At 39.5% G+C, this 13,276-nt stretch carries 13 protein-coding genes; 6 read left to right on the top strand and 7 right to left on the bottom strand.

Annotated elements, in window-relative coordinates; all coding sequences use genetic code 11:
- Window positions 1-25: 25 nt before the first annotated feature.
- Genes EHQ58_RS03235 through EHQ58_RS03245 form a run of 3 tightly spaced genes read left to right on the top strand, consistent with a single transcriptional unit; the run spans window position 26 to window position 2,731 of the window.
- The gene (locus tag EHQ58_RS03235) at window positions 26-1,042 is read left to right on the top strand and encodes an alpha/beta hydrolase (RefSeq protein ID WP_246047083.1); all 1,017 of its coding nucleotides are present in this window, start codon (window positions 26-28) and stop codon (window positions 1,040-1,042) included.
- A 58-nt stretch (window positions 1,043-1,100) separates the two neighbouring features.
- A complete protein-coding gene (locus EHQ58_RS03240) occupies window positions 1,101-1,805 on the top strand; it encodes an SDR family oxidoreductase (RefSeq protein WP_135621935.1) in 705 nt (234 codons plus the stop codon).
- Window positions 1,799-2,731 carry a DKNYY domain-containing protein gene (locus EHQ58_RS03245; protein ID WP_135621937.1) on the top strand — a complete coding sequence of 311 codons (933 nt, stop codon included), beginning with the start codon at window positions 1,799-1,801 and terminating at the stop codon, window positions 2,729-2,731. Before EHQ58_RS03240 ends, EHQ58_RS03245 begins: the two co-directional genes overlap by 7 nt.
- 3 nt (window positions 2,732-2,734) lie before the next feature.
- Here EHQ58_RS03245 and EHQ58_RS03250 read toward each other — a convergent pair whose 3' ends face one another.
- Both EHQ58_RS03250 and EHQ58_RS03255 read right to left on the bottom strand, forming a co-directional pair.
- Window positions 2,735-3,643, bottom strand: a complete 909-nt coding sequence (locus tag EHQ58_RS03250; protein ID WP_135621939.1) for an aldo/keto reductase — start codon at window positions 3,641-3,643, stop codon at window positions 2,735-2,737.
- On the bottom strand, window positions 3,640-4,752 hold the full coding sequence (locus EHQ58_RS03255; RefSeq protein ID WP_246047085.1) for an LLM class flavin-dependent oxidoreductase: 1,113 nt from the start codon (window positions 4,750-4,752) through the stop codon (window positions 3,640-3,642). The genes EHQ58_RS03250 and EHQ58_RS03255 overlap by 4 nt, the downstream gene beginning before the upstream one ends.
- 148 nt (window positions 4,753-4,900) lie before the next feature.
- On the opposite strand from EHQ58_RS03255, the gene EHQ58_RS03260 reads away from it, so the two are divergent.
- Complete coding sequence (locus EHQ58_RS03260; protein WP_246047087.1) at window positions 4,901-6,742, top strand: SLC5 family protein; 1,842 nt, start codon at window positions 4,901-4,903, stop codon at window positions 6,740-6,742.
- Here the strand turns inward: EHQ58_RS03260 and EHQ58_RS03265 are convergent.
- From EHQ58_RS03265 to EHQ58_RS03280, 4 genes are all read right to left on the bottom strand, one after another.
- The gene (locus EHQ58_RS03265) at window positions 6,704-7,987 is read right to left on the bottom strand and encodes an adenylate/guanylate cyclase domain-containing protein (RefSeq protein ID WP_135621946.1); all 1,284 of its coding nucleotides are present in this window, start codon (window positions 7,985-7,987) and stop codon (window positions 6,704-6,706) included. The two genes, EHQ58_RS03260 and EHQ58_RS03265, sit on opposite strands and share 39 nt — an antisense overlap.
- Before the next feature lie 4 nt (window positions 7,988-7,991).
- Window positions 7,992-8,702, bottom strand: a complete 711-nt coding sequence (locus EHQ58_RS03270; RefSeq protein WP_135621949.1) for an MBT domain-containing protein — start codon at window positions 8,700-8,702, stop codon at window positions 7,992-7,994.
- 162 nt (window positions 8,703-8,864) lie between these two features.
- A complete protein-coding gene (locus EHQ58_RS03275) occupies window positions 8,865-10,076 on the bottom strand; it encodes an NADP-dependent isocitrate dehydrogenase (protein WP_135621951.1) in 1,212 nt (403 codons plus the stop codon).
- A gap of 39 nt (window positions 10,077-10,115) precedes the next feature.
- Window positions 10,116-10,682, bottom strand: coding sequence for a hypothetical protein (locus tag EHQ58_RS03280; RefSeq protein ID WP_246047088.1), 567 nt, complete (start codon window positions 10,680-10,682; stop codon window positions 10,116-10,118).
- A gap of 110 nt (window positions 10,683-10,792) precedes the next feature.
- Between EHQ58_RS03280 and EHQ58_RS03285 the strand changes: the two genes are divergently transcribed.
- Together EHQ58_RS03285 and EHQ58_RS03290 are read left to right on the top strand one after the other, a co-directional pair.
- Window positions 10,793-11,221, top strand: coding sequence for an LIC_13246 family protein (locus EHQ58_RS03285; protein ID WP_135621955.1), 429 nt, complete (start codon window positions 10,793-10,795; stop codon window positions 11,219-11,221).
- Between the two features lie 3 nt (window positions 11,222-11,224).
- A complete protein-coding gene (locus EHQ58_RS03290; RefSeq protein ID WP_135621957.1) occupies window positions 11,225-12,280 on the top strand; it encodes a hypothetical protein in 1,056 nt (351 codons plus the stop codon).
- Between the two features lie 10 nt (window positions 12,281-12,290).
- On the opposite strand, the gene EHQ58_RS03295 is transcribed toward EHQ58_RS03290, so the two are convergent.
- On the bottom strand, window positions 12,291-13,241 hold the full coding sequence (locus EHQ58_RS03295) for an MBL fold metallo-hydrolase (RefSeq protein ID WP_135621959.1): 951 nt from the start codon (window positions 13,239-13,241) through the stop codon (window positions 12,291-12,293).
- Window positions 13,242-13,276 lie beyond the last annotated feature (35 nt).

Consider the following 13,276-nt stretch of genomic DNA (forward strand, 5'->3'; position numbering starts at 1 on the left):
TTTATAGATTAAAATTTCCATTTGTATGTCAAAACTCAGCATCTCCCCCAAAAGACTCAAAAGTCTCGTTTCTATTACGATTCTTCCCTTATTTGTATTTATTTTAGCCTGTAGCGGACGACCAAAATACGAACCTAAACCCATTCCAGCCTACAAGAGCTTTGAGGAATACTATCAGGCAAAACTTGCGGAAACCAAGGCGATTGGACCTAGACCTGGTAATGAGGAGAGATACATCAGTTTCGGTAAAAAGACACCATTGGCGTTTCTTTACATTCATGGTTTTGGGGCGTCGCGTGCCGAGGGAGAGGAAACCATGGATGCTCTCGCTAAAAAATTTAAGGCAAATACGTATTTGATGCGCCTTCCTGGTCATGGAACAAACAAGGAAGACCAAGCCAAACAAACCTTTGCAGAATACCTGGACGCCTCAAGGGAAGCCCTGGAAATGATACAAAGCCAAGGAGACAAGGTCATCCTTTTTGGGTCTTCGATGGGAGGTCTTCTCTGCACTTACCTTGCTGCGGAATACCCTGACAAGGTTGCTGGGGTTGTGCTCGCCAATCCATTTTACGGGCCAGTCAGTAAAAGTTTAAATCTCCTAAATTATCCGGGTGGCCTAACTTTCATTAAACTGGTATCATTTAGTTCGGAACGTAATTCTGTCTATCCGCCTGGAACTCCAAATGTGTTACCGGAAAGAAATGATTATTGGTATCCACGGCAATATTTTTCTGCACTCGTGGGCGTGAACGACTTACGCAATTATGCGGCAGTACCTGAAATTTTCCGAAAGGTGACTAGTCCCTCGCTTCTCCTATATTACTATAAAAACGAAAAGGAGCAGGATCCGACTGCCAGTGTTCCTAAGATGTTAGAAGGTTTCGAACAATTTGGCCTAGACAAGAGTCCAAATCCCATGAACAAAAAAGTCCGAGTTGAAAATGGTATGCACGTACTTATGTCAAAGTATATCATCACTGACAAAGCCTTCATAGAGAAAGAAACAGAAGATTGGTTGAAAACAATCACTAAAAAATAAGCATAATTCTTTTTGAAAAGGCCACCAAATCGATGATTGGTGGCAAAGGGAACCTCCTATGTTAGAAAATAATTTAATCGCTCTTGTGACGGGTGCCAATCGAGGCATCGGAAAACAAATTGCAATGGATCTTGCTGATGCCGGTGCATTTGTAATCGTCGCAGCCAGAAATGAAGAGGAAGGCGTGGCGACTAAGGATCTGATATTGAAACGTGGAGGACGTGCAGAGCACTTCCCGTTGGATGTTTCGAAAGAAAAGAGCTTACTTGAATTAAAAGATTATATCGATGGAAGTCATGGTAAACTAGACATTTTGGTTAACAACGCGGGGATATTTTTAGATACAGGTGAGTTTGTGAATACGACACTTGAAGAATTAAATGCGACTCTGCAAACTAATGTTGCAGGCCCACTCCGACTGATTCAATTGTTTTTACCTGGCATGATACAAAATAACTATGGCCGCATTGTCAATGTTAGTTCTGGGATGGGTCAACTATCTGATATGGGAAGTGGTTATCCCGCCTACAGGATATCAAAGACTGCAATCAATGCCATAACAAAAATTGCTGCTCAAGAAACCTCGGGTAAGAATATAAAAGTAAATTCGGTTTGTCCTGGTTGGGTAAAAACAGATATGGGCGGTCCCAATGCAAGTCGAAGCATTGAAAAAGGAGCCGAGACAATTGTTTGGGCGGCCCTTTTACCAGACAATGCCCCGTCAGGAAAATTCTTTAGAGATAAAAAGGAAATCGATTGGTAATAGATCGCTTCTCTATAGAACAATTTACAAAAAATATTATTTCGATCTGTTTTCTTTTTTTAAGCTTTTCATGTAACAAAGGTTACCATTACAAATATTGGATCTTTCCTTACCACAATAATTTAAAACTTGATTTAAGTTCACGTCCAGATTTCAAAATCATAAATACAGATTTTGCTTTAGACCGATATCATGTTTACTACAACGAACACTTACTGACTGGAGTTGACCCCGCTAGTTTCGTTCTACTCAATAAAGAAATTTTTAAAGATAAAAATGCAGTCTATTCCATATCGACGAATACCGAAATTAAAATGAATTCTCCGAAAGCATGGATCATCGTCATTCCGCTTGATTTGAAAGTATGGACGGAATCAAAAACAATCCTTTTAAAAATGGAACTCGCTGACCCAAAATCCTTTATATTATTAAAGAAAGGGGATACTATTACAAATTATGGCAACGACAACAAACGTCTATTTTACGAGGCAAATTTTTTAATCAAAACTTCAAATGAAAAACCAGAATTTCTAAATTCTCCGCTTCTAGATCTACTCAAGATTGGAAATCATCTGTTTTATGAAGGCGAAAAAATCGATGTAGCGGATGCAGAAAGTTTTCAGCTGTTCGATCACTATGCGAAGGACAATCTGAACTGCTTTTATTTAGATTATCGATTGGTAAAAAAATTTACCTGTAATGTCGCCACATTTCAACCATTACGTTTTCCAAATCCACTCGATTCAAAAATCGAAATGGATTCAGGATATGCAATTGACCAGCACCATGTCTATTGGGAAGGGACCATCGTTCAAAATGCAATTATTGAGAACTTTCAGTTAATAAGCAAGCAAGATGACTGTGTGGCAGGCGGATATTGCGGAAGTGACGGTTTACATAGATATGAAGGTGGAGTAGCAAAATAAATCTTATGCGACTTCTTTCCCTCTCCCGACTTCTAATATTCGAAACCAATCTTCCTTACTCAATTCGATTCCAAAGGCACCAATCGAAGATTTAATGTGTTTTATGTCATTGGAACCAAGAACTGGAATCAATTTCGCAGGATGGGACAGAAACCAAGCATATAACACTTGATCTGCGGCTACAGAATATTTTTTTCCTAGTTCATTTAACGTAGCGAGCATAGCAACTTCGGATTTTGATTTAGGAGAAAAAATACTACCTCCGGCGGTTGGTGACCAAACCATCGGACAAAACTCGTTATCTATTGCTTGGTCAAAGGTTCCATCAAACAAAGGATCCGTGTGAAATGGATTAAACTGTATTTGATTCGTGACAACAGGAAAGTGGAGTTTATTTTGTAGTAACGAAAACTGAGACGGGGAAAAATTTGAAACTCCAAATGCTTTGACCTTTCCTTCGACATGAAGTTGTAAAAATGCATCAGAAACTTCAACTGGATTTAGGAGTGGGTCCGGACGGTGGATTAAAAGTAGATCTAAACTTTCGACGCCTAACTTTTCTAAGGAATTTTCCACAGACTTACGAATGTGCATAGGAGATAAATCATAGTATTTGGTTTGGAATTTTTCCCCAGGAATTCGAATCCCACATTTGCTGATAATTTTGATGCTCGATTTGAGAGAAGGATTTTGTGCAAGAGCTCTGCCGAAAATTTCCTCATTTTCATGACCACCGTAAATATCAGCGTGATCAAAAGTATTAATGCCTAATTCGAGACAAGTTTGGATTTTTTCAAGGACCCTTTTGGGACTAACACCTAATGGATCCTCATGCAATCGCCAAAGCCCTTGGACGAAACGAGATATATGGATTTCCGAATTTGATCGAATTTTAATTTGAGGAACTTTCATTTTCTAGGTGCCGTTGTAAGGGGTGTAACGGGAGGACTTTTTGGCCTTCGCCCTTGTACATCAGAAAATGATACGGTTTCTAATTGGGGAAGTACTTTCTTTGCGAAGATTTGGCTTTCCTCGATCAGAGGATAACCAGAAAAAATAAAGGCGCGAATGCCCATATTGATATAGCTTTGGATTTTTTCATACACCTGTTCTGCAGAACCTACAATGGCTGATCCACAACCGGAACGAGCTAGGCCAATTCCAGACCAAATATTTGGTTCAATGAAAAGATCCGCATCTGCGCTTTTCCTTAACTCATCCTGTCTCTTAACACCAGCTGAATGAGAGTCCAGAGCGCGATGTTTGATTTCTTCGGCTCTGTTTATATCTAGCTTTGAGATCAAAAGCCTTGCCGCATCCCTTGCATCTGCTTCGGTGTCTCGCACGATCAAATGGATTCGCAATCCAAAATCAATTTGACGATTATACATTCTAGCCCTATCACTTAAATCACGCATAGTGCTTGCTAAACGGTCTTCTGTTTCTGGCCACATTAAAAATACATCACAGAATTCTGCACAAAGTTCCCGAGCATCTTCAGAAATTCCCCCGAAATACAAAAGTGGTCCACCAGTTTGGTAAGATTTTACTGGATCAGAATCTAAATGAATTTTATAGTGATCTCCATCGAAGTCGATCTTATCTTTGGTCCAACCTTGCTGTAAGATCTGTATCACTTCTTTCGATATTTGGTACCTAGTTTTTGAGTCTCTTGTTGTTCCTGGCAAATCGGAGGATATGATATTTATATTCAGACGACCCTCCAACATATGATCCAGTGTGGAAAGCGTTCGGGCCAGCATGGGAGGATGGATCTCACCACACCGAATGGCTGTTAGTAGGGTAATGTTTTTTGTAAATTGTGAGGCAGCAGCGGCAAACGTTAAGGTATCTTGGCCCACTTGGTAGGAAGAGGGTAGAAGTATATTTTGGTAACCGAGCTCGTCAGCGGTTTTCAGAATCTCAGAACAATGTGCAAAACTCGATCTTAATTTTCCATCTGGGACGCCGAGAAATTCGTAATCACCATTGCACAAATCGCAAAACCAACCAATTTCCACCCTTTTCTCTTCTGACCGTATACGAATTTGCGACGACATAGATTGCAAGGAATGAAGGTTCCAAGAAAATCGCAAGAAGTTTTCCAATCCTAACAAAAGCTTGCCTGATATTTAGAATTTCTCTAATATGGCGAATGATTTCTCTGCTATGATTAGAAATTTTGACATATTCTTTTTTATTGGTACCTTCTTCTTTGTTTTGTTTGTAGGACTTTATGCGGGAAAAGATGAAAAAACCAAGGAAGATTATTTTCTAGGTGGTCGCTCCTTACCTTGGTGGGGAGTCTGCGGTTCTCTCTTCGGAACGAATATCTCTGCCAACCACATTGTGGGTATGTTAGGAATTGGCTTCTCTGTGGGTTTCGCCCAGAGCCATTACGAATTTGGATCGATACTCGCCATCCTTCTCCTCGCATATGTATTCTTACCTATCTTACGTCGCAAAAAGTATTTCACCCTATCCCAATTCCTCGAACAAAGATACGGTCAGGCAAGTAGTTACCTTTATTCTCTCATATCATTGATTCTTATCTTAATTCAACTTACAGGAGCATTGTATATTGGAGGAAGGGCATTTCTTCCCTTTGCAAAACAACTTTCAGATTCCATTCAATATGAACATCTTGTGATTTTGCTTGCTCTCACCGCCACCATATACACTTGGTTTGGTGGACTTAAATCTGTAGTTTATACAGACGTGATCCAAACCGTTTTAATTTTAGTCTCAGGTATTGTCCTTGCCTACCTTGCTCTGCATCGTCCAGAGATTGGTGGTTTGAGTGGATTATGGCGATTAGAACAATCTACATCCCAAGAACTGAGTCGGATGAATATCTATCTTCCTTCCAATCATGAAGTTCTACCATGGACTGGTGTTTTATCCGGTATGTTTATACTACATATTTTTTATTGGAATACGAACCAATACGTCGTGCAGCGAGCTTTAGGTGCTCGTTCCTTAAAAGAAGCTCGTTTGGGAATTCTAGCGAGCGGATTTCTCAAGCTAACTGTGCCGTTTTTTTCCATTCTGACTGGTGTTGCAGCCTTTCATATTTGGAAACAATCTGGGTTTATTAATCAGGTGGATCCGGATGAAGCCTTCTCGAAGCTGGTACTCCTCATCGTCCCGGCAGGATACGGAATCATCGGACTCATCTTGGCTGGCTTACTCGGAGCTATTTTTTCCTCCGTTGATTCCATGTTACATTCTGCTGCCACACTATTCACAATTGATATCTACCTTCCACTGATGAAAAAAATTCATTTCTTTGAACATATTATGACCAAAGAAACAGAAGATTATATAAGCATTCAAATGGGACGATGGTTTATTATTTTCTTTTCAATCTTAACAACGATTCTTGCATTAATTTTCTTCAATCCTGCTTCTAAAGATAATTTCTTCATCACACTGTCATCACAGAGTTCAAATTTTACACCCGGAATTTTAGTTATTTTTGTAATCGGAGTCTTCTGGAAAAATGCGAATCAAACCTCTGCTTGGATCATAATTCTACTAACGCCCGTAATTTCCTACTTATTGCCAATCGTTTATGAATCCAAATACAACTTTTCTAACATAACACTCATTTTTGGACAACATCTAAATTTCTTACATCGTGTCTTTCTTGTGACAATACTGACAACGACCTTTCATATTTTACTCAGTCTCCTTTTCAACAAAAGGTATAAACTTAATGCATTGGAAAAAGAAAATTTACCAAAAGGAAAATTCATTCCTTCTATTGAACAAATCTTATTTGGAATTTATTTGCTTTTACTTAGTTTCGGAATTTATTTAAAACTCTATTTTCAAATTCCAAAGTTATTGCTTTTTGTGGTTCCATTTTTGATCACAATCATCTCTGCGTACTTAATCTACAGAAAAAAACAAACAACCCCTGGCGCCAAAAACCGAATCGTACGAACCGATATTCTGCTTTCGGGACTATTAGTGGGCATTACCGTAGGATTTTACTTTCTTTTTTAATTCTGATTCTTGGGTTTCCTCAGGTATGGCATAAATCTTACGTGGGATGGCAATGCCCTTTAATTTGTGTTCACCGATTTCTTCCCAACTCACCGCAATTTCCTTCGCGAATTCTTCAGATGCGAGTACTGCTTTTTTAAGTTCTCCGCACATTCCGGCGATCCGACTGGTTAAGTTTACAGCTTCGCCAATCACAGTAAAATCTAAACGATCATTCGAGCCGATATTGCCATACATGATTTCGCCAAGATGGATTCCAACACCATGCAAAATCTGGTGTTTATTCTCCTTTTGCCGATCGACGTTAAGTTTGATCAACTCAGCAAATGCTTCTCTTACGGCAATGAGAGCTTTGTATCCAATTCTTCTTTTATTTTTTTCCGAATAAGGAAATACAGCTAAGATCCCATCACCTAACATTTTTAAAACTTCTCCACCATTTTTTTCTATCACAGGAATGACGGAACCAAAATATGCATTTAACAACTCAATCGTGTCTTGAGGAATTAATTTCTCGCTGATGCCAGAATAGTTTCGGATATCCGAGAACCAGATGATGGAGTTAATCTTTTCTAAATCACCACGATAAATTTTACCCGAATGAACGAGACTTCCTGTACTTTTACCTAAATAAACATTCAACAGACTTTCCGTTAAATCAGTTTGTAAGAAAGTGAGCCACTTTATCGAAATTAAATGTAAAGCCTTAGATAAAAATTTTTGTTCCGATTCAGAAAAACCACCATTTTTAATAGTCACCAGACTCAAAAAAGCAAAGGAATTTCCGGATTGAACTACTGGAACTGCCAAATACCCTGTAGGCGAATACTTTGTTAGTTCCTCAAGGATTGGGAATGGATAAACTTTTACAGAATCGTCGTAAGCAAAGTAAAAATCTTTTTGGGTCTTCAAAACATGATTGATCGGGCTCTCTGCAAATTGAGTGGAAGAAAGGGAACCTAAATTGAACCGGTTTTCACGTAAGTATCCTTTTTGGTATTTTAAAGTGGATCTAGAAAAAGATAGAGAATCAGGTTGTGTCTCCAGTATTGACTCTGTATCATGTGGAACCCAAATATAGGAGATGGTTTCCACCTGAGGATGCAAAGTTTTTGTCCCCATATTTGCCCGTATGATACCAAAATCATGTTCGTTTAAATATTCTAAGAAGAGGTTGAATAAATCATTGGCAGACCTTACTGACGAGCTAATGGTGAAAAACCAGTCAAGGAAAGGATCAAGCATTTACTTATTTCACTTCCACTATCAATTCATAATCACCTTCCACAACGTCACGCGCTCCCGATACTCCGATAAAAACTCGGTAGGGATTTCCTACGGCTCTAAGCTCAACAGATTGAGGTTCACTTGGCTTTGTAAAATCTGGCTGCCCTATCCAGGAAGGATGCGAGGCTTCACAGCTAACAGCGCCGTATATGTTTGGTGGAATATACTTTGGTTCAAAACCACTAAAGGCAAAAAGGTTTATCCTTTTTTTGGGATCTTTGGGTTTTACTGTGATAACGAGAGTGCTCTTTTTAGGAAGATCAGTCCAGTAGTAGACTTGATTCCCTTCAAATTCTATGTTTCTGATTCCCGGCCAACAAGCCATGCTGCTAGACTCTGCCCATTCTAAATCTTCGAGGATGGCTCCCGTTTTCAAATTTCCCATGAGACTTACGGATTTTCTTTTTTCAGATTTGATAAAAGTAACACCCTTAATTTCTGCCATGGCACTGACACGGTCGGAGCTAACTACTTCATCATAGCTATCCGCATAACCATCATAATGTACCAGGTAACCTTCCGGTTGTATTTTTAATATTTTGCCGCTATATGACTTTTTAGTTTTTGGATCGAGTACTTCAACTCTATCGCCAGCGGCAAATGTCGGTGCAGAAAATAAACTTCCTGAAAAGAGGAAGAGATAGAATAAAATGAAATAATAATTTTGTCGCATAGGACTTCCTTCCCAAGTGAATCACTCTATATTAGATCGCCAAAATCTCAAATCAAGAAGAAATTTTTTGCGTATAAAAGGAGTCGAAGTAACTTTCGTTCGGTTTCCTAGGAACCATGACCATAGGTTGCTATGGTCATGGGATTGGTTTTTTTAAATCGATTACTTGAGCTTTGAATCTAATCGTTTTTGAACTGCTTCCATAAATTGAAACGTGTCAAGTTCCTTCTTTGTTGCCGCAGTCGAAAGGGAAAGAAGATCTTTTGTCATTTCTCCACCTTCAATGGTTTCGATGATAGATTCCTCTAACTTATGAGCAAAGTTGACCACATCAGGAGTTCCATCCAACTCACCACGTTTTGCAAGAGCACCTGTCCATGCAAAGATCGAAGCTACCGAGTTAGTTGAAGTAGTTTCCCCTTTTTGGTATTTACGGTAGTGTCTCGTTACAGTTCCATGAGCTGCTTCATATTCATATTTTCCATCTGGAGAAACAAGAACAGAAGTCATAAGCCCAAGAGATCCAAAACCAGAAGCCACCATATCTGACATGACGTCTCCATCATAATTCATGAGCGCCCAGAGTTGACCGCCTTCATTTTTCATGATTTGCGCTACCGCATCATCAATCAAATAATAGCTGTAAGTGATACCAGCTGCTTTCATCGCTGATTCTTGCTCTTTCGCCATTGTGTCGAAAATATCACGAAATCTTGCATGGTATTTTTTAGAAATGGTATCCTTAGTAGCAAACCAAATGCTGATTTTTTCAGAAAGTGCGTAATTGAAACATGCTTTAGCAAAAGATTTAATAGATTCATCAAGGTTGAACATCGCCATCGCAACGCCGCTACCTTTGTATTCATTTACAACTAACCTTTGTTTTTCCTTGCCAGTAGAATCCGTGTAAACCAATTCGACCTTTCCTGGACCATCAATCAGCATTTCTACGTTTCTATAAATATCACCAAAAGCATGTCTACCGATTGCGATCGGCTTTTTCCAAGAGTTTACAGCTGCTGGAATGTTTTTTATAATAATGGGTTTTCTGAAAACAGTTCCGTCCATGATTGCTCGAATGGTTCCGTTTGGCGATTTCCATTCTTGTTTGAGATTGTATTCTTTTACTCGGTCTGCATTCGGAGTGATTGTGGCACACTTAACACCTACTCCATGCTTCTGGATCGCATGAGCAGAGTCGACTGTGACTTTATCGTCTGTTTTATCACGGTATTCAACACCTAAATCATAATACTCAAGTGTGATGTCTAGATAAGGATAAATGAATCTATCTTTAATCTCTTTCCAGATGATCCGAGTCATCTCATCGCCATCTAGTTCAACAAGTGGTGTTTTTACTTTAATTTTGCCCATTTAATTCTCCTAATGAATGTTATAGTATTATTATTTCGCTTATGATTCTGGTTTTAAATAAGGTGCTACATGATGATTCCAAAGCTTGTGGCAAAACTCGGTGGAGTTATTGATCGCGCCTGGAATGGTATGTATACCTGTCAGGGAAGTATATCTCTTTTTAAATGCATCATTTTCAGAAAACTTGTGTAACTTTTCCTCTATCTTAATCAGCGTTAGCTGCCATTCTTTGAGAAAAGTATCTCTTCTCGTGCCATTGGTGTTAATTTTCAGATCTCTCGCTGAAGAAATTTGGATATCTAAAAAATGAATGGGAAACGCAGGCGGAGTGTATTTATCTCTGATCCCTTCTATATCTTCTTCTACGTCCCGTTCTTCGATCGTTCCTATAAAAAAAAGCGATGAGAAGAGTATAGAAATAGGTAAATAGAAGGCAAAATTTCGATCGAATGCGGCCATCTGCTCGACTGCCCAAATGATCGATTTTGTTCTATCCGGGCCTGAATGCTCTAATTCTAATTCCGAAATTTTACCGATTTGCTGAAAGCAGTATTGAGTGTAACGGAGCTTCTCAATCCAAAAGATTTCTATTATATGGGGAATCATATCCGTTTCGTTCATTCTCACGAGCGGAAACATTTTTTCAAGTGAGAATCCTTTTTTTTAAGTAAGAAGACATGGTTCTGAACCTTATCTCAGGAAAAAGGAGCTCCCTCATGCAAGAATTGCCAGAAGCCGACTGGAAAGAACTCATTTCCAGGAAGGATGAATTTTTACACATCCTCCGAATCTTGAATCATTATTACGAAATGCGAGGGCAGACACGAAATGACCTCTATTCCTTTCGGCAAAAACTCGTCGAAGCAGCTCCTGATTCCATTAGCATTTACTTAGCAAAGATCGGACCCTACGAATACTTCGTGAAGGGCAGTTTGGAGCGTGACTTCGAAGCTTCTGAATCTTGGATTCATATCGATGGCATAGCGGAGGAACGAGATAAATTTCGCGATCTCGGGAATTTAGAGCATCCAGTATTTTCAATCACCTGTTTGGGCGATCTATTTGAGACAGCTACGAATCTCAAGTCGCCTGGTTCGGAAGGTAAAAAAAAAGTAGCTAAAGGAAGGAAGTCTATCAAAATCTAGCAAATGTTTCGAACCCTTCTCTTGTTTCTTTTCTGTTTTTTGACAATAGAAGTGACCTCCCAAGTGAGCCAACCGGCACGTTTAAGCAAGCCTGCCGATTTTCGTACACAACTCTACAAAGAAGAAGGATACTTGCAGGCTTGGAATTTTTCCTTACAGAATGAGACTTATAAAGTTTTCTGTACCTTTTTAGTAAGCAACTTTGGACCAGGAAGTAAAAACAATGGAATCAGCGTGCTAGTCAAACAAAAGGACCGGCCCGTTTTCTACAGCACACTTGAGTTAGATGAGAAAGATTTCGCAATGAAACCAGGCCAGTTTTTCCAACAAAGCGGCGAAAATTGGATGAATTACAAAGAGGGAAAGTATTCCATTCACATGGTTTTTCCTGATTGGATTTTCGATTTAGATTTCACTCCGACGCAAAAAGCAGGCGTTGCCATATCTGGCGGTAAACTTATGTTAACAGAAGAGGGGAAGTTTATACAGGCTGACATTCCTGTCTCCTTTGCAAAGGTAACGGGAAATATTTTTTATAAAGGTGTTCCTGAATATGTAGAAGGCACTGGCGGGATTGAGCATCTTCTTACCAATTATGAAGTCTATAAGTTTTCAAAAAAATGGGAGATTGCCAGGGCTATTACGAGTGACGGAACACGGATCCTTACTGGTGGATTTATTGGGACGGATAAAATACCAGGTGGATTTTTTCGAAAAGTTGCGGTCATGTCAAAGGGCGGCGAACTCCTATTAGAGGGCACTGTCACTCGATCCGAAGTTATGGACTCTGAATTAGAACCGACATCTGGGTATAGTTTACCAAAAAAAGAGCGAGTTTACTTTGGTGAGGGGGAGGCTTGTCATTTGGATATCATTCGGACAAAGACCATAGCAGCCATCAGTGCGCTTGAAAACATTTCAAACTTTCTCAGATTTTTTATACAACTTTTTTTTGCAAAACCCTACCAAATCCAAGCAGATTTGGAGCTGGAGGTGAAATGTGATGCCTGGTCAGGAAAAGGAAAGGGGTTTCACTCCTACTATTTAATCAATCGATAGTCGTTTTTTATCAATCAAGAACGAAAGTCATACCTTCACGCGCGATCAACACTTGTGTTTTCTCTGGCTGTTTGCTTTTTCCTTCTTCCAATATGATGCGTATGACCTCATGGTCATCATGGTCTGGCTCATGATGGGTCAGGACAACCGTTTTGATTTCCATCATTTCTGCGAATTCAACGGCTTTACTCACGGCAGTATGACCCCAACCGATTTTTTTTTCTGCCTCAGCAGTACTGTATTGTGCATCAATCACGAGTAGGTCAGATCCAACTATATGAGGCTTTAGATTTAACAGGTGTTCTCTGTCCTCTTCTCGATATTCAACATCCGTGCAAAACAAAAATTTTCTATCCCCTTCTCTGACTCTGTAACCCGTACAGCTTCCCGGATGTCTTAGGAAAATAGGTATGATTTTTAAATCTCCAATAGGATAAGACTCAAATTCTTGCCAGAGATGAAATGACTTCTTCGAGGCCATTTGTTCTAATGTAATAGGAAAATTTTCCGGGTGTTGTTGCCTTGTCAGCCTTTCTTCCAAGTTCGAAATCGCGGAATAAAAATTGATATGTGTCGAAGGTGAGTAAGCTGGTTTAAAGAATGGCCAGCCTTGAATGTGATCCCAATGTGTATGAGACACGAGGATGTTCAGATCGAGCTTTTCGCCACTGAACGCGCGAGGAGCAAGGATATTTCCTAATTCGCGGATGCCCGTGCCCATATCGAAAATAATTTTTTCACCAGCATCTCCCTCCAGAAATACACAAGTTGTATTTCCACCTAAATCCTGTTGGAGTGGTAACGGCAGAGATTCGATAAACTTCTCTTCTGAGAAAGAATCTGGATTCTTTTTCCAAGCATCCTTTGCCATTCTCAAAATTTTCAGCAGTTTTTCTTGGTGCTCTTTTTTATTGATAGGTGCCGGCAGAGATCCACGAACGCCGAAAAGAGTTATTTTCATTCCAATCCTCTGGGAAATCTAGTTTCCACTCTTGG

Origin of the sequence: Leptospira ognonensis, assembly GCF_004770745.1 — a bacterium.
Lineage (GTDB): Bacteria > Spirochaetota > Leptospiria > Leptospirales > Leptospiraceae > Leptospira_A > Leptospira_A ognonensis.

What these genes read in the sequence shown, in the direction of transcription:
- EHQ58_RS03235 (WP_246047083.1), top strand. Translation starts at nt 26, where the DNA reads ATGTCAAAACTCAGCATCTCCCCCAAAAGACTCAAAAGTCTCGTTTCT.
- EHQ58_RS03240 (WP_135621935.1), top strand. Translation starts at nt 1,101, where the DNA reads ATGTTAGAAAATAATTTAATCGCTCTTGTGACGGGTGCCAATCGAGGC.
- EHQ58_RS03250 (WP_135621939.1), bottom strand. Translation starts at nt 3,643, where the DNA reads ATGAAAGTTCCTCAAATTAAAATTCGATCAAATTCGGAAATCCATATA.
- EHQ58_RS03260 (WP_246047087.1), top strand. Translation starts at nt 4,901, where the DNA reads ATGATTAGAAATTTTGACATATTCTTTTTTATTGGTACCTTCTTCTTT.
- EHQ58_RS03265 (WP_135621946.1), bottom strand. Translation starts at nt 7,987, where the DNA reads ATGCTTGATCCTTTCCTTGACTGGTTTTTCACCATTAGCTCGTCAGTA.
- EHQ58_RS03270 (WP_135621949.1), bottom strand. Translation starts at nt 8,702, where the DNA reads ATGCGACAAAATTATTATTTCATTTTATTCTATCTCTTCCTCTTTTCA.
- EHQ58_RS03275 (WP_135621951.1), bottom strand. Translation starts at nt 10,076, where the DNA reads ATGGGCAAAATTAAAGTAAAAACACCACTTGTTGAACTAGATGGCGAT.
- EHQ58_RS03280 (WP_246047088.1), bottom strand. Translation starts at nt 10,682, where the DNA reads ATGATTCCCCATATAATAGAAATCTTTTGGATTGAGAAGCTCCGTTAC.
- EHQ58_RS03285 (WP_135621955.1), top strand. Translation starts at nt 10,793, where the DNA reads ATGCAAGAATTGCCAGAAGCCGACTGGAAAGAACTCATTTCCAGGAAG.
- EHQ58_RS03290 (WP_135621957.1), top strand. Translation starts at nt 11,225, where the DNA reads ATGTTTCGAACCCTTCTCTTGTTTCTTTTCTGTTTTTTGACAATAGAA.
- EHQ58_RS03295 (WP_135621959.1), bottom strand. Translation starts at nt 13,241, where the DNA reads ATGAAAATAACTCTTTTCGGCGTTCGTGGATCTCTGCCGGCACCTATC.